This window comes from Streptomyces sp. NPDC012769 (assembly GCF_042901205.1).
Lineage (GTDB): Bacteria > Actinomycetota > Actinomycetes > Streptomycetales > Streptomycetaceae > Streptomyces.
The window spans coordinates 157,050-175,002 of sequence record NZ_JBIBCP010000006.1; the positions used below are offsets into that span (position 1 = coordinate 157,050).

Annotated in this window: 17 protein-coding genes; 11 read left to right on the forward strand and 6 right to left on the reverse strand. The window is 73.4% G+C overall.

What is annotated here, in order from left to right:
* Positions 1-182: 182 nt before the first annotated feature.
* Both ACFY7C_RS29200 and ACFY7C_RS29205 read right to left on the reverse strand, forming a co-directional pair.
* Positions 183-1,532, reverse strand: coding sequence for a zf-HC2 domain-containing protein (locus tag ACFY7C_RS29200; RefSeq protein WP_389655946.1), 1,350 nt, complete (start codon positions 1,530-1,532; stop codon positions 183-185).
* On the reverse strand, positions 1,529-2,116 hold the full coding sequence (locus ACFY7C_RS29205) for a sigma-70 family RNA polymerase sigma factor (RefSeq protein ID WP_389655948.1): 588 nt from the start codon (positions 2,114-2,116) through the stop codon (positions 1,529-1,531). Before ACFY7C_RS29205 ends, ACFY7C_RS29200 begins: the two co-directional genes overlap by 4 nt.
* 272 nt (positions 2,117-2,388) lie before the next feature.
* Between ACFY7C_RS29205 and ACFY7C_RS29210 the strand changes: the two genes are divergently transcribed.
* Both ACFY7C_RS29210 and ACFY7C_RS29215 read left to right on the forward strand, forming a co-directional pair.
* Positions 2,389-2,763 carry an STAS domain-containing protein gene (locus tag ACFY7C_RS29210; protein WP_389655950.1) on the forward strand — a complete coding sequence of 125 codons (375 nt, stop codon included), beginning with the start codon at positions 2,389-2,391 and terminating at the stop codon, positions 2,761-2,763.
* Positions 2,764-3,088: 325 nt separating this feature from the next.
* Positions 3,089-3,439, forward strand: coding sequence for an NAD(P)H-dependent oxidoreductase (locus ACFY7C_RS29215; protein WP_389655952.1), 351 nt, complete (start codon positions 3,089-3,091; stop codon positions 3,437-3,439).
* A gap of 45 nt (positions 3,440-3,484) precedes the next feature.
* Here ACFY7C_RS29215 and ACFY7C_RS29220 read toward each other — a convergent pair whose 3' ends face one another.
* The gene (locus tag ACFY7C_RS29220; RefSeq protein WP_389655954.1) at positions 3,485-5,032 is read right to left on the reverse strand and encodes a class I adenylate-forming enzyme family protein; all 1,548 of its coding nucleotides are present in this window, start codon (positions 5,030-5,032) and stop codon (positions 3,485-3,487) included.
* A 130-nt stretch (positions 5,033-5,162) separates the two neighbouring features.
* Here ACFY7C_RS29220 and ACFY7C_RS29225 point away from each other — a divergent pair, with 130 nt between their 5' ends.
* The 4 genes from ACFY7C_RS29225 (at position 5,163) to ACFY7C_RS29240 (ending at position 9,559) form a co-directional block, all read left to right on the forward strand.
* Positions 5,163-6,353, forward strand: coding sequence for an amidohydrolase family protein (locus ACFY7C_RS29225; RefSeq protein WP_389655956.1), 1,191 nt, complete (start codon positions 5,163-5,165; stop codon positions 6,351-6,353).
* A gap of 21 nt (positions 6,354-6,374) precedes the next feature.
* Positions 6,375-7,508, forward strand: coding sequence for an acyl-CoA dehydrogenase family protein (locus ACFY7C_RS29230; RefSeq protein ID WP_389655958.1), 1,134 nt, complete (start codon positions 6,375-6,377; stop codon positions 7,506-7,508).
* A gap of 8 nt (positions 7,509-7,516) precedes the next feature.
* Positions 7,517-8,434: an acyl-CoA dehydrogenase family protein gene (locus ACFY7C_RS29235; RefSeq protein WP_389655960.1), complete on the forward strand. Its 918-nt coding sequence runs from the start codon at positions 7,517-7,519 to the stop codon at positions 8,432-8,434.
* A gap of 579 nt (positions 8,435-9,013) precedes the next feature.
* Positions 9,014-9,559 carry an ATP-binding protein gene (locus tag ACFY7C_RS29240; RefSeq protein ID WP_389655962.1) on the forward strand — a complete coding sequence of 182 codons (546 nt, stop codon included), beginning with the start codon at positions 9,014-9,016 and terminating at the stop codon, positions 9,557-9,559.
* A 156-nt stretch (positions 9,560-9,715) separates the two neighbouring features.
* Here the strand turns inward: ACFY7C_RS29240 and ACFY7C_RS29245 are convergent, their stop codons facing one another.
* Positions 9,716-10,642 (reverse strand): cyclase family protein, encoded by a 927-nt coding sequence (locus ACFY7C_RS29245; RefSeq protein ID WP_389655964.1) that lies wholly within the window; start codon positions 10,640-10,642, stop codon positions 9,716-9,718.
* A 102-nt stretch (positions 10,643-10,744) separates the two neighbouring features.
* Here ACFY7C_RS29245 and ACFY7C_RS29250 point away from each other — a divergent pair, with 102 nt between their 5' ends.
* Together ACFY7C_RS29250 and ACFY7C_RS29255 are read left to right on the forward strand one after the other, a co-directional pair.
* On the forward strand, positions 10,745-11,677 hold the full coding sequence (locus ACFY7C_RS29250; RefSeq protein ID WP_389655966.1) for an SDR family oxidoreductase: 933 nt from the start codon (positions 10,745-10,747) through the stop codon (positions 11,675-11,677).
* On the forward strand, positions 11,674-12,723 hold the full coding sequence (locus ACFY7C_RS29255; RefSeq protein ID WP_389655968.1) for a Zn-dependent alcohol dehydrogenase: 1,050 nt from the start codon (positions 11,674-11,676) through the stop codon (positions 12,721-12,723). Before ACFY7C_RS29250 ends, ACFY7C_RS29255 begins: the two co-directional genes overlap by 4 nt.
* A gap of 141 nt (positions 12,724-12,864) precedes the next feature.
* Here ACFY7C_RS29255 and ACFY7C_RS29260 read toward each other — a convergent pair whose 3' ends face one another.
* Positions 12,865-13,881 carry a GlxA family transcriptional regulator gene (locus ACFY7C_RS29260; RefSeq protein WP_389655970.1) on the reverse strand — a complete coding sequence of 339 codons (1,017 nt, stop codon included), beginning with the start codon at positions 13,879-13,881 and terminating at the stop codon, positions 12,865-12,867.
* Between the two features lie 61 nt (positions 13,882-13,942).
* Here ACFY7C_RS29260 and ACFY7C_RS29265 point away from each other — a divergent pair, with 61 nt between their 5' ends.
* The 3 genes from ACFY7C_RS29265 to ACFY7C_RS29275 all read left to right on the forward strand — a co-directional run bounded on the left by ACFY7C_RS29265 (position 13,943) and on the right by ACFY7C_RS29275 (position 17,305).
* Complete coding sequence (locus tag ACFY7C_RS29265) at positions 13,943-15,211, forward strand: MFS transporter (protein WP_389656914.1); 1,269 nt, start codon at positions 13,943-13,945, stop codon at positions 15,209-15,211.
* A 167-nt stretch (positions 15,212-15,378) separates the two neighbouring features.
* Entirely contained in the window at positions 15,379-16,689 is a 1,311-nt protein-coding gene (locus ACFY7C_RS29270; protein ID WP_389655972.1) for an MFS transporter, read from the forward strand.
* A 76-nt stretch (positions 16,690-16,765) separates the two neighbouring features.
* Complete coding sequence (locus ACFY7C_RS29275; protein ID WP_389655974.1) at positions 16,766-17,305, forward strand: hypothetical protein; 540 nt, start codon at positions 16,766-16,768, stop codon at positions 17,303-17,305.
* A 10-nt stretch (positions 17,306-17,315) separates the two neighbouring features.
* On the opposite strand, the gene ACFY7C_RS29280 is transcribed toward ACFY7C_RS29275, so the two are convergent.
* Positions 17,316-17,918 carry a flavin reductase family protein gene (locus ACFY7C_RS29280; protein ID WP_389656917.1) on the reverse strand — a complete coding sequence of 201 codons (603 nt, stop codon included), beginning with the start codon at positions 17,916-17,918 and terminating at the stop codon, positions 17,316-17,318.
* Positions 17,919-17,953 lie beyond the last annotated feature (35 nt).

Below are 17,953 nucleotides of genomic sequence, written 5' to 3' on the forward strand. Positions count from 1 at the left end.
GGTGGCGACGGGCAGGCCCGGGCGGGCACCGCCCCAGCGGGGCGAAGGCCCACGCGGGCGGGGCGCCGGCCCGGCGGGGCCAGGGCCCATGACGGGGGACCAGAGGGGCAACGCCCCCCAGGGCGCAGCCCTCGTCGCCGGGCGGGTGCGAGGCCGTGTTCGGCGGGGCCCGCACCCAGGGGCTACATGCGGCTCAAGGTGGCCGCGGCGAAGAGGACGTCGCGGATGGCCTCGCGGTCGCCGTCCTGGCCCGCCGCCGCTTCCTCCGGCGGGACGTGGCCCGCGACCAGCTGGCAGAACTCGACGCCGTCCATCGCCACCTGCGCCACCGCGTGCTCGCGGGAGCCGAGGGCGGCGGGGGAGTCCAGGGCGATGTACCAGTGGCCGCCGCCCGCGCCCTCGATCTCCAGGTGGAGGGAGCGGCCGGGCGAGCCCGCGGTGACCAGTTCGCGGGGCGGGGCGGCCAGCCCCGCGCGGCGGCGGTCGGCGAGGGCCGCCGGCAGGAGCCGGGCCGCGAGGTCGATCATCCCGTGCAGATGCGCCCCGCTGGGCGGCTCGTAGGGATACGCCACCGCGTTCGCGATGTCGTCCGCGTGCACCCAGCACTCGAAGGCCCGCTCCAGGAGCGAGTCCCTGAGCGGCAGCGCGAAGTCCCCGTACGTCACCGTCAGGTCCGCGACCCCGCGCCCCGCGAAGGACACCGTACGGATCAGGGTGTGGCTCTGGTCCCGCCACGGCTCGCGCACCGCGCGCGTCGGCGGCCGGGAGGAGCCGTTCCAGTAGGCCTCGGTCCGCTCGGTCGGCGGCATCTCCGCCCCGCGCGCGCCGAGCGGATCGTCGAGCCCGAGGGACGCGGCCACCAGGCCGTCCACCGCGAGGAGATGGCCGATGACGCCGGCGACCGTCGTCTTCCGGTTCACCCGGCGCTCGCCCTCGAACCACTTCAGCCGCACCGGCGCGTGCCACTCGGACTCGCCGATGTCGCGCAGCAGCGCGTCGAGCCGGGCGGTCTCCGCGTCGTACGGCGTCGCCCACGCGGGCACGGGGATCCGGGCCGGGCGCCGGCCCAGACAGTTCTCCAGGACGCGGGAGCGCAGCAGCGGGTCCAGGTCCAGGTCGCGCTCGGCGTGCAGCAGTCCGACCGCGTCGCGCAGCCGCAGCGCCTCGTCCGCGCAGGGGGCGCACTCGGTGAGGTGCTCCTCGACGGCCTGGGTCTCCTCCGTCGAGCACGCCGAGAGCGCCCACGCCCCGAGCAGGGACTTGAGCACCCGGTGCGGCAGCGGTTCCGCCACGGGGCGGAGCTCCGGCGCCCGTTCCGGTTCCGGCTCCGGATGCCGCGCCCGCTCCGGCGCCCGTTCCGGTTCCGGCTCCGGATGCCGCGCCCGCTCCGGCGCCCGCCCCGGCTCAGGCTCCTGTTCGGCCATGTCCTGAAAGGGAGAGGTCAGGTCCGCGTAATCGTCCGCCGCCGGGCGCGGTCCCGGTATCCACGGGGCGCGTGCGATCTCCTCGGGATCGTCGTTCGCCGCGGTCACAGCGACCGTCCGTAGCCGCCGGGCGGTGAGGAGCCCTCCAGCGGCCGGGTGTTCGCCGTCGACAGGAGCTGGAGCCCGAGCCGCAGCCGGCGCCGCGCCTCGTCCTCGGTCACCCCGAGGTCCGCCGCCGTCTGCCGGTAGTCCCGCCGCTGGAAGTAGGCCAGCTCCAGGGCCTGCCGCAGCGGCGTCGGCATGGACGTCACGATGTAGTCGGCGCGGGCCGCCACCGACGCCCGCCGCACCTTCTGCTCCAGCTCCTCCGCCGAGCCCTCGCCGCGCTCCGCGTACGCCACGGCCTCCGCCTGCCGCAGCCGGTGCACGGCCTGCCGCTGGGTCAGCCGGGCCACCCAGGCGCGCATGTTGCCCTGCTTCGGGTCGTAGGCGTCGGGGTTCTCCCAGATGTAGCCGAAGACCTCGCGGGTGATCTGGTCGGCGGCCTCGTCGTCGTCGAGCACGCGGTGGGCGAGGCTGTGCACGAGGGAGGCGAACCGGTCGTAGAGCTCGCCGAGCGCGGCCGCCTCACCGCGCGCCAGCCGCTGCTGCATCTTGCGGTCCCAGCGCGGTGGTGTGTCCTTCGCCGCCATCCGAAGCCCTCCCGACCGACCCGAGTTCCCCTCCAAAGTAATGCGCCCGGCCCCGGCGCACTCCTCTTTGCCGCAAGTGCGCCCTTGACGGGAGGGGGAATGGTAAGGAAAGCGACAAGCCCGACCGCGGGGGTTTCAGGGCACGGTGGCGGGGCAGCGGGTGAGACAGGAAGGACCGCCTCCGCTTGATCCGCTCGATTCCCCTGATCCGCTTGATCTCCTTGATTCGCTTGATCCGCTGATTCGCTTGATCTGTCTGAAAGGCGCCGCTTGTGACGATTCAGGTCGACGAGGCAGAGCAGGACCCGTGGACCGTGCTGCGGATCAGCGGGGAGCTGGACCTGGTCAGCTCCCCGCTGATCCGCAAACGCGTCCACGCGGCCGTCGCCGGCGGCCGCCACGACGTGGTCCTCGACCTGTCGGCGGTCCGCTTCTGCGACTCCAGCGGCGTCGGCGTCCTCATCGCGTCCCGTCGTCTGATGCGCTCCTGCGGCGGCCGGCTCCGGCTGATCCTGCCCGCCCAGGGCGCCGAGGACGGGGCGCACGTCAACCGCGTGCTCGCCGCGCTCGGTGTGCGCCGCCTCTTCGAGGTGTACGAGGACGTGCCCGCGGCCCTCGACGAGACGACCGAGCCCCTATCCGCCTGAGCCACCCGCGGCGGCCCACACCCCCGGCGGATCCCGCCCCGAGCCGTCCTCGCACTTGCCCTGACGCCGACGGCAATCCCTACGGCCGGCGCATGACTTCCCCGTCGCAGGCATCCCTCCTGCACCTCGACGCCGGCATCCGCCCGACCGGATCCGTCACCCGCGAACTGACCGCCCACTTCGCGCGGGAGTGGCGCCGCTGCCAGCCCGGGGGCGGATACGTCCACCGTGATCTCGCCGCCGAGCCCGTACCCCACATCACCCACGCCGTCCGCGAGGCCCTCCTCGACGGCGCGGACCACGGCGAGTCGTCCTCGGCGCACCCATGTACAACCACGCGATCCCCTCGACGGTCAAGGCGTGGCTGGACCGGCTGGTCACCCCGGCCCACGTGGTCACCCCCGACGGCGGCCCCGCCCTGCTCGGCGGCAGGACGGTCGTCGTGGTCACGGCCCGCGGCGGCTCCTACGCCCCCGGTACGCCCCGCGAGGGCCGGGACCACCAGGAGCCGTACCTGCGGTCCGTGTTCGGGTCCATCGGGCTCGCCGACGACCTGACCTTCGTCCACGCCGAGCCGACCCTCGCCGCCGTGGTGCCGCGGATGGCCGCCCTCAAGCCGCTGGCGGAGAAGTCCCTCGCGGGCGCGTACGAGAGCCTGGAGCGGCCGGCCGCGTAGCGCACCGCACCCCACCGCACTCCGGAGCCCCACCCCCACAGGAGCTCAGGCACGGGAATACCGCTCGCGCAGCTTGTACTTGAGCACCTTGCGCAGCGTCTCGTTCCTCGGCAGCGCCTCCACCAGCTCCACCTGCTCCGGCAGCTTGAACACCGAGAGTCCCGCCTCCCGCAGGAACGCGGTCACCGCCTCCAGGGTGAGGGGCTCGGCGCCCTCCGGCTGTTCGATCACCGCGCACACCCGCTCGCCGCGCTCGGCGTCCGGCAGTCCGATGACGGCCGCGTCGCCGACGTCCGGGTGGGTGTGCAGGAGGTCCTCGATCTCCTTGGCCGAGATGTTCTCCCCCTTTCGGATGATCACATCCTTGAGCCGTCCGGTCAGGACGAGATGGCCGCTGTCGGTGAGGTGCCCGAGGTCGCCGGTGCGCAGGAAGCCCTCCTCGTCGAAGGCGGCGGCGGTCTGCACCGGGTCCAGGTAGCCGCGGCAGACGGCCTCGCCGCGCAGCCGGACCTCGCCGTCCCCGGCGATGCGGATCTCCATGCCCGCGGGCGGGCGGCCCTCCGTCGTGGCCAGGTTCTCCGCGCTGTCCCCGGGGTCGCCCATGGTGATCATGGGCACCTCGGTCATGCCGTACCCGTGGGTGAGCTGACAGCCCAGCTCCCGCACCACCGCGTGGTAGATCTCCGGCGGCTTGGGCGCCCCGCCGCCCGCGAGGAGCCGCAGGGTCGGGATGACCGGTTCGCCGGGCTGTCTGCGCTGCTCGGCGAGGAACATCGAGTAGAAGGCGGTGGAGCCCCCTGCCACGGTGACGCCGTGCTTGCGGTACTCCTCCAGCGCCTCCGGCAGCGCGAACTGCTCGAACATGACGGCGGGGAACCCGTACAGCAGCAGCATGACCGTGTAGTCGGGCCCCGCGATGTGCGCGTACGGGAAGGCCATGGAGCCGACGTCGTCGGCGGTCAGGCGGAGGGCGTGGGCCAGGCAGGAGCCGCCGGCGATGAGCGAGCGGTCGGTGTGCAGCACGCCCTTGGGGTCGGAGGTGGTGCCCGAGGTCCAGTAGATCCAGCGGACGTCGGTGCCGGAGGCGGGCGGGGCCGGGAGGACCGCCGGGTCCCCGTCCGGCAGGCTCTCCGGCCCGTACGCCTCGAAGACCCCGCGCGCGCCGAGCCGGCGGGCCATCGCGGTGTGGTCGAAGCCGCGCCACACGCCGGGGACGGCGAAGAACTCGGCGCCGGACTCGCGCAGCGCGAAGCCGACCTCCTTGTCCCGGTAGAAGGGGATGACGGGTGTCTGTACGGCGCCGAGGCGGGCGAGCGCGAAGGAGAGCACCGCGGTCTCGATCCGGGTGGGCAGCTGCCAGGCGACGACGGTGCCGGGGCGCACGCCCATGCCGTACAGGCCGGCGGCGCAGCGTTCGGCGCGGTCGCGGAGCTCGCCGAAGGTGAGGGCGCGGTCGCCCTGGAGGAGGACGGCCCGGTCGGGGGTGCGGGCGGCGCGGCGTTCGACGAGCTCCCAGAGCGTGCGGGAGGCGCCCAGGGCGTACGCGGTCTCGGTCGGGTCTGCGGCGGCCCGGCTTCCGGCATCTTCGGTCACGACGACTCCCCTGGCTGACTGTCCGTCAGATCGTGCCGAGAGCGTAGAGGGCCGGTCCTTGTCGGTCCAGGGGTGCGGGGCTAGCCTGACCCCAGGAGGATCTGACGGTCCATCAGAAAACGGAGGGGTCATGACGGAACTGCCCCGCATCATCAGCGTCGACGACCACGTGATCGAGCCCGCGCACCTCTTCGAGACCTGGCTCCCGGCCAGGTACCGCGACCGGGGTCCCCAGCCCCTCACCGCCGGCATCGGAGAGCTCGCCTACATCGGCGGCAAGTACCAGATCACGATGGATCCCGACGGACCGCCCACCGACTGGTGGATCTACGAGGACCTGAAGTTCCCGTACAAGCGCAACATCGCCGCCGTCGGCTTCGACCGCGACGACATGACCCTGGAGGGCATCACCCGCGAGGAGATGCGCCGCGGCTGCTGGGACCCCGTCGAGCGCCTCAAGGACATGGACCTCAACCACGTCGAGGCCTCCCTCTGCTTCCCCACCTTCCCCCGCTTCTGCGGCCAGACCTTCGCCGAGGCCAAGGACAAGGAGGTCGCCCTCGCCTGCGTCCGCGCCTACAACGACTGGATGGTCGAGGAGTGGTGCGGCGACAGCGGCGGCCGGCTCGTCCCGCTCTGCATCATCCCGCTCTGGGACATCGACCTCGCCGTCGCCGAGATCCGCCGCAACGCCGCCCGCGGCGTCAAGGCCGTCACCTTCTCCGAGATCCCCACCCACCTCGGCCTGCCGTCGATCCACTCCGGCTACTGGGACCCGTTCTTCGCCGTCTGCCAGGAGACCGGGACGGTGGTCAACATGCACATCGGGTCCAGCTCCCAGATGCCCGCCGCCTCCCCGGACGCCCCGCCCGCCGTCCAGGCCTCGCTGTCCTTCAACAACGCGATGGCCTCGATGATGGACTTCCTCTTCAGCGGCGTGCTCGTGAAGTTCCCCCGCCTCAAGCTCGCCTACAGCGAGGGCCAGATGGGCTGGATCCCGTACGCCCTCGAACGCGCCGACGACGTGTGGGAGGAGCACCGCGCCTGGGGCGGCGTCCGCGACCTGATCCCCGAGCCCCCGTCCACGTACTACTACCGGCAGATCTTCTGCTGCTTCTTCCGCGACAAGCACGGCATCGCGTCCCTGGACGTCGTCGGCCGCGACAACGCCACCTTCGAGACCGACTACCCGCACGTCGACTCCACCTTCCCGCACACCAAGGAGGTCGCCCTCGACCACGTCAAGGGCCTCGACGACGAGACCGTCTACAAGCTCATGCGCGGCAACGCCATCCGCATGCTCGACCTCGGCATCGTCTGAGGGGGGACGGAGGGAGGACTGATGGACCTCGGCCACACCGAAGAGGAGGAGGAGTTCCGGGCCCGGCTGCGCGCATGGCTCGCCGCCGAACTGCCCGGACTGCCGCCCCGGCCCGACCCGCTCGACTGGCCCGCCCGGCGCGCCTACGACTGCGGCTGGCAGCGGCGGCTCTACGACGCGGGCTACGGACACGTCCACTGGGACGCCTCCCCGACCCAGCGGCTGATCTTCCTGGAGGAGACCGAACGCGCCGGCGCGCCCTACGTCGGCGCCAACTTCGTCGGCCTCCTCCACGCCGGACCCACCATCGCCGCCGAGGGGACGCCGGAACAGCGCGCACGCTGGCTGGAGCCGGTGCTGCGCGGCGACGAGGTGTGGTGCCAGGGCTTCAGCGAGCCCGAGGCCGGCTCCGACCTCGCCTCCCTGCGCACCCGGGCGGTCCGGGACGGCGACACCTACGTCGTCACCGGCCAGAAGATCTGGACCTCGCACGCCGAGGTCGCCGACTGGTGCGAACTGCTCGTCCGGACCGACCCCGAGGCCCCCAGGCACCGCGGCATCACCTGGCTCGCCCTGCCCATGGACGCCCCCGGCGTCACCGTACGGCCGCTGCGCACCCTCGCCGGGTCCGCCGAGTTCGCCGAGGTGTTCCTCGACGAGGTACGGGTGCCGGTGGCGAACCGCGTCGGGGCGGAGAACGACGGCTGGCGGGTCACCATGGTCACCCTGTCCTTCGAGCGCGGCACCGCCTTCGTCGGCGAGGTCGTCGCCTGCCGCCGCGTCCTCGGCGAACTCGCCCGCACCGCCCGCGCCAACGGCCGCTGGGACGACCCCGCGCTGCGCCGCCGCCTCGGCCGCCTCGGCGCCGAGTTCCAGGCCCTGTGGCGCCTGACCCAGTGGAACGTCAGCGAGGCCCAGGCCACCGGCGGCGTGCCCGGCGTCGGCGGCTCCGTCTTCAAGCTGCGCTACTCGCACGCCCGCCAGGAGCTCTACGACACGGCCGCCGCCGTCATCGGACCCGACGCGCTCGACGTGGGGCACGCGTGGACCCTCGACCGGCTGTCCTCGCTCTCGTACACGATCGCGGCGGGCACCTCGCAGATCCAGCAGAACATCGTCGCCGAGCGCATCCTCGGCCTGCCGAAGGGTCGGTGAACCGACACGTGGACTTCCGACTCACCGAGGACCAGCAGGCGCTCAGGAAGGGGGTACGGGCACTCCTGGAGCGCCGCTTCGACCGGGACGCGCTCCGGGCGGCCGTCGACGCGGGCGGAGGGGCTGTCGAGGGCGCTGTCGAGGGGGGCGGAGGGGCCGTCGGCGCGCGCGGGGCGCTCGACCGCGCGCTGTGGCGGGAGCTCGGCACGGCCGGCTTCTTCGCGCTGCGGCTCCCGGAGGAGCGGGGCGGGGTCGGGCTCGGCCTTCCCGAAGCGGTGCTCGCCTTCGAGGAGGCGGGCCGGGCGCTGCTGCCCGGGCCGCTGATCGCCACGCACCTGGCGGCCGGGAGCGTGCCGGGCGCGGCGGAGGGGGAGGTCGTCGTCACGCGGGCCGACGGGGGCCTCGTGGAGTGGCTGGACGAGGCCGACGTGGTCCTCGGACCGGTCGAAGGGGCCGTGGCGACGCGGTCCGTCGACCCGCTCACGCCCCTGCACCGGCTGCCCGACGGCGCCCCGCCGGGCGGGGACCCGGTCTCCCTGCTCACCGCCGCGGAACAGCTCGGCAGCGCCGCCCGTACCACCGAGCTCGCCGTCGCCCACGCGCGCGCACGGGAACAGTTCGGGCAGCCGATCGGCGGCTTCCAGGCGGTCAAGCACCTGTGCGCGCGAATGCTCGTACGGACCGAGGTCGCCCGGGTCGCGGTCTACGCGGCCGCCGTCACCGCCGACCCCGTCGAGATCGCCGGGGCCCGCCTGCTCGCCGACGAGGCCGCCGTCGACTGCGCCCGCGACTGCCTCCAGGTGCACGGCGGCATGGGCTTCACCTGGGAGGCCGATGTGCACCTGCATCTCAAACGGGCCTGGGTCCGGGCCGAGCGCGGGCTGTCCGGGGCGGCGGCCGAGGAGCTCGTCGCCGCCCGGCTCTAGGTCGTGTCCGGAAAGTAGCGCCGTCTGCCCGCAGGGCAGGGCCCGCGGCGTCTGGTGCGTGCGATCGCAAGGCGGAGGGTCGCCCTCGTACTGGGCGTACGTGGGTGATCCCGACAACGCAGCGAGCGTGCGTGCCAGGGGTCGCGGGCCAGGCGGGACTTTACGGACACGGCCTAGGCGTTGCGCCGCCCGGCTCCGGCGGTCCGCCGGTCGCGGGCGGGTCACGCAGTGTCGATATCGGGTTGTGTCCTTCGGCGGGGTCGTCACGGGCCGGAGTCGGCCTCCGCCTCCGGTACCCTCCGTGGGATGCGAGTGCTTGTGGGCCCGGATCGCACCGGTGCCGCCCCTCCGGCGGCTCCGGGATCGGGAATGCCCGCCGCTCGTGCCCCGTGGAGGCGCATCGGGCGCCCCTGTTCGACTCACCGGAACGTGCGTCGCACAGTATGGACCATGCGTACTCCTTCGCGCTGGAATATGCCCGAAGCGCTTGTTGCGGTGACTGTACGTCAACCATGCTGTCTCACAAGGGAATCACGTTCCGTTAGGTCGTCGAGGACGCCGGTTCGGATGGTGTGAACGGTGCAGGTGCTTCAGGTTCAGTTGGAGGTCGGGCCGGACCCGGCGGAGGTGGGGCGCGCTCGTCGCTGGGCGCGTTCGCGGCTGGCCGGGTCGGGCATAGGGGACGACGAGCCGCTGGCGGACACGCTGGTGCTGCTCATCTCCGAGCTCGTCACCAACGCGGTGGTCCACACGGGCTGTCCGGCCGTGCTGAGAATGCTCTTCGGCGGGGGCGGGGTGCGGGTCGAGGTCGCCGACACGAGCGACCGCCCGCCGCGGCCCCGGCACGCGGACGGTGACGACACCAACGGGCGCGGCCTGGAGCTGGTGGACGGCCTGGCGGACCGGTGGGGCTGGCAGCGCGAGGGCGCGGGGAAGAGCATCTGGTGCGAGGTGGACCGGGCCCCGGCCGCGGACCGGGCCGTGGCGCCGGTGGCGATTCCCGTGGCGGGCCACGTGGTGGCTTCGATCACCGGGCAGGTCGCCGGGCAGGTCGCGGCTCCGCTCGTGGAGCGGGGCGCTGACCGGGGTGCGCAGGTGTCGTCACCCTCTCGGGTGCGCTGTTGACGGTTGGTGGTGCATTGATCACCCTTGGGTGAGCGATTCGCTCTGCGAGGGGAGTCGAGGGGCGTGGCCCCTCGGCGCGCGCGGGTCGTGACGGGTGGCGGCTGTCGTGCCGTGCTCGGGGCGCGCGCGAGTGCGCCGCCACCCGCGAGAAATCCTCTACAGCACGGCCACTGGTGCCACCGGTGTGCCCGTTCCGCCGACGAACGGCTCGGGCATCGCGGAGAGCAGGAACGCGTAGCGCCGTTCTTGTGCACAGGCTGTGGACAGGGCCTCCAGATTCCAGTTCTGGCCCTGGAGCATCCCCATCTCGACCAGATCGAGGGCGTGCACCGGCAGCCACAGGTTCTCGATCTCCGGCGGGAAGATCTCGAAGGTGAGCGTGTCGTTGGCGACCGCCGCCACGTCCCGGGCGTGGAACCACTCGGGCGTCCGCACGGACAGGCCGGGCGACGGGAAGGCGTAACCGTGCCGGTCGCCGGCGAGATACGCCTGGATCTGCCCGGTCCGTACGAGCACGATGTCCCCGGCCCGTACGGTGACGCCGCCGAAGTCCGCCGCCTCGTCGAGGTCCTCCGGCGTGACGGCGTGGTCGCCGGGCAGCCGGCCGACGCCCTTGGCCGCCGCCACGTCGAGCAGGACGCCGCGCGAGACGATGTGGCGCGCGGTGTGGATGCCGCTGAACTCGGAGCGGCCGTGCGCGGTGACGGTGGCGGCGGGGCGGCCGTTGTAGATCCGGCCCGAGTGGGAGACATGGGTGAGGGCGTCCCAGTGGGTGCCCGCCTGGAGCCCGAGGGTCACGGCGTCGTCGCTGGTGGCGACCGTTCCGGGGCCGAAGAGCTCCTGGTTGATCTGGACCATGACATGGAGCGGGTTGACCCGGCCGGGGATCATCCCGGTCTGCACGCCGTCCTGCTTCAGGTCGACGGCCAGCGGTATGCGCAGGCCGGTGCGGACGGTGGCGGCGGCCTCCCGTACGACCTCGTCGGTGACCAGGTTGAGCGTGCCGATCTCGTCGTCCCGGCCCCAACGCCCCCAGTTGTTCAGGCGCTTGGCGATGTCGTGGAACTCGACGGGAAGGGACATCGGGCGCCTCCGGGGTCTTGTTCTCTGCTATCTGACGGGCCGTAGAATCCTGCCGACGAACGAATCTAACGGACCGTCAGAAAATGCGGGAAGGGGCCGGGCGTGGGGAACTTCTTGGCAGGAAAGGTCATCGCCGTCACGGGCGCGGGCCGGGGGATCGGCCGCGCGGTCGCCCTCGCCTGCGCGGCCGAGGGCGCGCAGGTCGTCGTCAACGACTACGGGGTCTCCATCGAGGGCGCCGAACCGACCAGCGAGATCGCCGAGGCCGTGGTCAAGGAGATCGAGGCGGCGGGCGGGGCGGCGGTCGCCGTCGCCGACGACATCTCGACGATGGCGGGGGGACAGCGGGTCGTGGACACGGCGCTCGGGGAGTACGGGCGGATCGACGGGGTCGTGTGCGTGGCCGGCATCCTGCGCGAGCGGATGCTCTTCAACATGACCGAGGAGGAGTGGGACCCCGTCGTCGCCACCCACCTCAAGGGCACCTTCACCGTCTTCCGCGCCGCCGCCGCCGTCATGCGGAAGCAGGGCTCCGGCAGCCTCATCGGCTTCACCAGCGGCAACCACCAGGGCTCCGTCGCCCAGGCCAACTACGCGGCGGCCAAGGGCGGCATCATCTCCCTCGTCCGCAGCGCCGCCCTCGGCCTCCACAAGTACGGCGTCACGGCGAACGCCGTCGCCCCGGTGGCCCGCACCCGGATGTCGGCCAACGTGCCGATGGAACTCAAGGAGATCGGCGAGCCGGAGGACGTGGCCGCGCTCGTCGTCTACCTCCTCTCCGACCGCGCCCGGGCCGAGAAGATCACCGGCCAGGTCTACACGATCGCCGGCCCCAAGATCGCGGTCTGGGCCCAGCCGAGGGAACTGCGGGCGGGCTACGCGGAGGGCGGGGCGTGGACCCCGGAGCGGATCGCCGACTTCCTCCCGGGGACGGTGGGGACGGACCCGATGCCGCTGCTCCACCGACTGGAGGAGATGTCCCGGGCAGCGGCCGCCGGGGACCGTCCCAACTCCCGTGAGGGGCAGCCGTCATGAGAGGTGTCGTTTTCGACGGCAAGCAGGTCCGGGTCGTCGACGACCTGGACGTGCGGGCGCCCGGGCCCGGTGAGGTGCTCGTGGACGTCGTCGCCGCCGGGCTCTGCCACAGCGACCTGTCGGTCGTGGACGGCACGATCCCCTTCCCCGTCCCCGTCGTGCTCGGTCACGAGGGCGCCGGAGTCGTCGAGGCCGTCGGCCCCGGCGTCACCCACGTCACCCCCGGCGACCACGTCGCCCTGTCCACCCTCGCCAACTGCGGTGCCTGCCCCGACTGCGACCGGGGCCGGCCCACCATGTGCCGCAAGGCCATCGGAATGCCGGGCCGCCCGTTCTCGCGGGGCGGGGAGCCGCTGTTCCAGTTCGCCTCCAACTCCTCCTTCGCCGAACGGACCGTCGTCAAGGCCGTCCAGGCCGTGAAGATCCCCGACACCGTCCCGCTGACCTCCGCCGCCCTCATCGGCTGCGGCGTCCTCACGGGCGTCGGAGCCGTCCTCAACCGCGCCCGGGTCGACCGCGGCGAGAGCGTCGTCGTCATCGGCACCGGCGGCATCGGGCTCAACGTCCTCCAGGGCGCCCGGATCGCCGGCGCCGGCACCGTCGTCGCCGTGGACACCAACCCGGCGAAGGAACCGACCGCCCTCCGCTTCGGCGCCACCCACTTCCTGACCTCGACCGACGGCGTCCGCAAGATCCTTCCCACGGGCGCCGACCACGTCTTCGAGTGCGTCGGCCACACCGGGCTCGTCCGCACCGCCATCGACCTCCTCGACCGGCACGGACAGGCGGTCCTGCTCGGCATGACCGCGCCGAAGGCGGAGGCGACGTTCCTGCCCGCCGCGATGTTCCTCGACAAGTCGATCCTCGGCTGCCGCTACGGCTCCTCCCGCCCCCAGAAGGACATCCCGCTCTACGCCGAGCTCTACCGCACCGGCCGCCTCCTCCTCGACGAACTCGTCACCGCCACCTACCCCGTGGAGGACTTCGCCCGCGCGGTCGAGGACGCCGAGCGCGGCAAGGTCGCACGGGGCGTCCTCACCTTCTGACGCCTTCTGACACGGACCCGGCAGGGAAACCGGCCGGGGCGCGCCGGCGTACGTCCCTCCCGTCAGGGGGCATGTCGCCCTGACACCGGCGCTCACCCCCCTCGGACTCCGGGGCGAGCGCCGGATCTTCGTCCCGGCGGCTCAGACCGAGGAGCCGGCGGGGTCGGCGGCGTCGGCGGCACCGGCGGCGCGGAAGGTGCGGCGGTAGGCGGTCGGGGTCACCCCGATCGCGCTCTGCAGGTGCACCCGCAGGGACTGGGCGGTTCCGAAGCCCGAGTCGTGGGCGACCTGGTCGACCGGCAGATCGGTGGTCTCCAGGAGATGGCGGGCCCGCTCCACGCGCTGCTGGGTGAGCCACTGGCCCGGGCTGACGCCGACCTCGTCGCGGAACCGGCGGGTGAAGGTCCGTACGCTCATCGACTCCCGCACCGCCAGGTCCCGCAGCTGGATCGGCTCGTGGAGGTGGGCGAGCGCCCAGGCGCGGGCCGCCGTCGTGGTGGAGGCCGCCGGGTCGGGCACCGGGCGGGCGATGTACTGGGCCTGCCCGCCGTCCCGGTGCGGGGGCACGACGGTGCGCCGGGCCACCTCGTTGGCGACGGCCGTGCCGTGGTCGCGGCGGACGATGTGCAGGCACAGGTCGATCCCCGCGGCCACCCCGGCGGAGGTCAGCACGTCGCCGTCGTCCACGAAGAGCACGTCCGCGTCCACCCGCACCCGGGGGAAGAGCCGCTGGAAGTGGTCGGCGGAGGCCCAGTGGGTGGTCGCCGGGCGCCCGTCGAGGTAGCCGGCCGCGGCCAGCACGTACCCGCCGGTGCAGATCGACACCAGCCGCGTCCCGGGCCGTATGCGGGCGAGCGCCGAGGCCAGCGGCTCGGTGAGCCTGCCCTCCTCGTACACCGGGCCCAGCTCGTAGGAGGCGGGCACCACCACCGTGTCGGCGGTCGCCAGGGCCTCCGGGCCGTGCTCGACGTGGACGGCGAAGTCGGCGTCGGTCTCGACCGGTCCCGCGACCGGCGCGCACGTCACGATCTCGTACAGCGGCCGGCCCTCCGGGTCCTTGGCGCGGCCGAAGATCCGGTGCGGGATGCCCAGTTCGAAGGGGAGCAGGCCGGGCAGGGCCAGGACGGCGACGCGATGGGGCCGGTGCGACGGCGGCACGGCGTACTCCCTTCCGATAACCAGTGGTGGTCCAGACCACTTGCTGGTACCTGTGCTCTTCGTGACGGACAACACGTACAAGTCTGAGGCCGCCGAACGGATTCCCGCGCCGGCCGGGCCGAGCCCCTCGCCCACCGAGCCGCCCACCCTGTGGAACCGTAACTTCCGGCTCTTCTTCGTCGCCCGCGCGGTCGCCGTCCTCGGCGAGGGCATGGTCCCGGTCGCCTTCGCCGCCGGACTCCTCGGCGCCGGGCACCCCGGCTCCACCGTCGGCTACGCGCTCGGCCTGTGGACGGCCGCCTTCGCCGTCTTCGTCCTCTTCGGCGGCGTCCTCGCCGACCGCTTCACGGCCCGGCGGATGATGATCCTCGCCGATCTGCTCCGGCTGCCCGGCGCCCTGCTCCTCGGCGTCACCTTCGCGTTCGGCAGCCCGCCGCTGTGGGCGGTGTACGCGCTGTCCACCGTCGCCGGCGTCGGCGCCGCCCTGTTCCAGCCGGGCGTCGCGTCCACGATCCCGCGCATCGCGCCCGACGTGCAGCGCGCCAACGCGGTCCTGCGGGTCGTCGAGGCCCTCATGGTCATGGCGGGCCCGGCCCTCGCCGGTCTGCTCGTCGCCCTGTGGAACGCGGGCGCCGCCTTCGCCGTCAACGCGGCGACCTTCGCCGTCAGCGCCGTCTGCTTCCTGCTGCTGCGGCTGGCCCCGATCCCGTCGGACGGGGTCAGGCGCGGCTCGCTCGGCACCGAAATGGCCATCGGCTGGCGGGAGTTCCAGGCGAGGAGCTGGCTGTGGGGCGTCATCGCCATCTGGACGGTGTACGGGCTGACCGTCGCCGGACCGATGGTGCCGCTGACCGCGGACCTGGTGACCGGGCAGCACGGCTCGGCCACCTACGGCGTGCTGATGGCCGCGGGCGGCGCCGGCAGCGCGGTCGGCGGTCTGCTCGCCCTGCGCCTGCGCCCGGTCCGCCCGCTGGCCGCCGGCGCCGTCGCGCTGCTCGGCCTGCCGGTGAACCTGCTGCTGCTCGGCACCGGCGCGCCCGTGCCGCTGCTGCACGCGGGCCAGTTCGTCGGCGGCGCGGCCTTCGCCTTCTGGCTGGTGATGTGGTCGACGGCGGTGCAGACCCATGTGCCGCAGGACGCCCTGAACCGCATGCACGCCTACGACGTGGCCGGATCGCTGCTGATGATGGGCGTCGGACGGACCCTCTCGGGGCCGGTGGCCTCCGTCTTCGGTACGGAGCGGGTGCTGCTGGCGGGGGCGGGGATCGCGGTCCTCGTGGTGGCGGCGCTGCTGGTCGTGCGGCCGATCAGGACGCTGCCGCGGGCGTGACGGCATGGAGCCCGTGATGCCCGGTCTGTTGGTCCGCTCCCTTGGTCCGCTCCCTTGGCCCGGTCTGTTGGCCCGATTCGTTGGCCCGATTCGTTGGCCCGGTCTGTTGGCCCGATCCGTTGGAAAGCTGGCATCCGGGCCAATGGTCCGGTGGGGGCTCCGGCTCGATGCTGGGTGACGTGACCCAGACAACCGACACTCCCGCCCCCACCTCGTACCGGCCGCGCGGCCGCCGGATCCACCGCGCGTGGTTCGTCGCGGCCGTCACCTTCGTCACGATCATCGGCGCGGCCGCCTTCGCGTCGCTGCCCGGCCTGCTGATCGAGCCGCTGCACTCCGGCCTCCACTGGTCGCGCGGCACCATCGGCTTCGCGGTGTCGGTGAACCTCGCGCTGTACGGCCTGACGGCGCCGTTCGCCGCCGCGCTCATGGACCGGTTCGGCATCCGCCGCGTCGTCGCGGCGGCGCTGAGCGTGATCGCGCTCGGCTCGCTGCTGACGGTGTGGATGACGGCGCCCTGGCAGTTCGTCCTCTACTGGGGCGTCCTCGTCGGCCTGGGCAGCGGTTCGATGGCCCTCGCGTTCGCCGCGACCGTCACCAACCGGTGGTTCGTCGCCCGGCGCGGTCTGGTCACCGGCATCCTCACCGCCGCCGGTGCCTCAGGGCAGCTGATCTTCCTGCCGCTGCTGGCCTGGCTGGTGGACGACCACGGCTGGCGCCCGGCCGCCGTGACCGTCGCCCTGTCCGCGCTCGCCGTCGTGCCGTTCGTCTGGCTGCTGCTGCGCGACCACCCGGCGGACGTGGGCCTCGCCCCGTACGGCGGTGAGTACGCCGAGAAGCCCGCCCCCGTCCCGGGCGCCGCCCGCCGTGCGGTGACCGTCCTGTTCAAGGCGGCCCGCACCGGCCCCTTCTGGCTGCTCGCGGGCACGTTCGCGATCTGCGGCGCCTCGACGAACGGCCTGGTGCGGACCCACTTCGTGCCCGCCGCCCACGACCACGGCATGCCGGTCACGGCGGCCGCCGGGCTCCTCGCCGTCATCGGCGTCTTCGACGTGGTCGGCACGATCGCCTCCGGCTGGTTCACCGACCGCTTCGAGGCCCGACGCCTCCTCGCCGTCTACTACGCGCTGCGCGGCGTCTCCCTGCTCTTCCTGCCGATCCTGCTGGCCCCGGCGGTGCACCCGCCGATGCTCTTCTTCATCGTCTTCTACGGCCTCGACTGGGTCGCCACGGTGCCGCCCACCCTCGCCCTGTGCCGCGAGCACTACGGCGACGACAGCGCCATCGTCTTCGGCTGGGTCCTCGCCTCCCACCAGGTCGGCGCCGCCGTCATCGCCTTCGCCGGCGGCGTCGCCCGCGACCTCTTCGGCTCCTACGACGTCGTCTGGTACGCCTCCGGCGCCCTCTGCGCGGCGGCGGCCCTGATGGCCCTGGTGATCAGGCGCCCCCGTCCCGCCGAGCCCCTTCCGGCGCTCTAGCGCGACGACGCAGGGGCACCCCGGCCGCACGGCCTCGGCCCGCATGGAGGAGGATGCGGGCCAGGAGGGGATTTGAATGCGTTCAGAACGACTGGCGGGCAGCGACCCGGGTGCGACGGCCACGGAAGGGCGCACGTTCCGGCGGATGCTGATGGTGTCGATGCTGGTGCTGTTCCTGGAGGCGGCGCTCGCGCTGGTCTTGGGGCTCGTGTTCGGGGAGAGCCGGGAGCCCGAGCCGGGGGAGGAGTCGGTCAGCGCGTGGACCCTGGTGTTCATGCCGTTCCTCGTGATGTTCGCGCTGATCGCCACGACCGTGGCGTCGGCGGCGGTCGTGGTGCCCTCCGTACTGCTCGGCGAGGTCGCCGGGCGGCGCGCCGGGGGGCCGGTGCTCGGCTGGCAGCTGCTCCTCGCGGGGGTCGGGGGCGCGCTCCTGTGGCCGATCGGCGGCTGGCGGGCCTGGCTGGCGGCCTGGGTGTGCCTGGGCGTGGCGGCGCTCGTGGCGCGGTACGCGCGGCAGGGCTACTTCGTCATGGTGCTCGTGTGGGGCACGCTCGCGGTCCTCGCCGTGTTCGGGCTCTGCGGCCTCGGACTGTGGACGGGCGTCATCGGGGACTGACGTCAGCCGGTCAGCCCTCCAACCGCCCGAACCGCCCGAACTGCCCCCGGTGGAACAGCAGCGGCTCGCCGTCCTCCGTCGCGCCCAGGGCCTCCACCCGGCCCACCACGATCAGGTGGTCGCCGCCCGTGTGGACGGTGGCGATCACGCAGTCGATCCAGGCGGGCGCGTCCGGGAGCCGGGGGGAGCCGGTGGCCGGGGCGGGGGTCCAGTCCACGCCGGCGAACTTGTCCGCGCCGCTCACCGCGAACGCCCGGCAGAGCGCGCCCTGTCCGGCGCCCAGGACGTTGACGCAGAAGCGGCCCGCCCGGGCGATCCGGGGCCAGGTCGTCGAGGTGCGGGCGACCATGAAGGCGACCAGCGGCGGGTCCAGGGAGAGCGAGGCGAAGGACTGGCAGGCGAAGCCGGCCGGGCCTTCCTCGTCGAGGGCGGTGACGATCGTGACCCCGCTCGCGAAGTTTCCCAGCACCCGCCGGAACTCGGCGGGATCGACCGGCAGCCTTTCGTCCTCCCGCACCGCCCGCAGTGCGGGACGGCGCGGCATGCGGGGAAGGGGTTCCGCGGCCGTGGGCGCACCGGCCGACCTGAGGTATCGGACGGCGGCGACGGCCATCCCAGCGTGTCCCATCACACCCCCATTGAAGCTGA

Coding starts and splice junctions, on each gene's coding strand:
- ACFY7C_RS29205 (WP_389655948.1), bottom strand. CDS start 2,116: ATGGCGGCGAAGGACACACCACCGCGCTGGGACCGCAAGATGCAGCAG.
- ACFY7C_RS29215 (WP_389655952.1), top strand. CDS start 3,089: ATGTACAACCACGCGATCCCCTCGACGGTCAAGGCGTGGCTGGACCGG.
- ACFY7C_RS29225 (WP_389655956.1), top strand. CDS start 5,163: ATGACGGAACTGCCCCGCATCATCAGCGTCGACGACCACGTGATCGAG.
- ACFY7C_RS29230 (WP_389655958.1), top strand. CDS start 6,375: ATGGACCTCGGCCACACCGAAGAGGAGGAGGAGTTCCGGGCCCGGCTG.
- ACFY7C_RS29245 (WP_389655964.1), bottom strand. CDS start 10,642: ATGTCCCTTCCCGTCGAGTTCCACGACATCGCCAAGCGCCTGAACAAC.
- ACFY7C_RS29255 (WP_389655968.1), top strand. CDS start 11,674: ATGAGAGGTGTCGTTTTCGACGGCAAGCAGGTCCGGGTCGTCGACGAC.
- ACFY7C_RS29270 (WP_389655972.1), top strand. CDS start 15,379: ATGCTGGGTGACGTGACCCAGACAACCGACACTCCCGCCCCCACCTCG.
- ACFY7C_RS29275 (WP_389655974.1), top strand. CDS start 16,766: ATGCGTTCAGAACGACTGGCGGGCAGCGACCCGGGTGCGACGGCCACG.
- ACFY7C_RS29280 (WP_389656917.1), bottom strand. CDS start 17,918: ATGGCCGTCGCCGCCGTCCGATACCTCAGGTCGGCCGGTGCGCCCACG.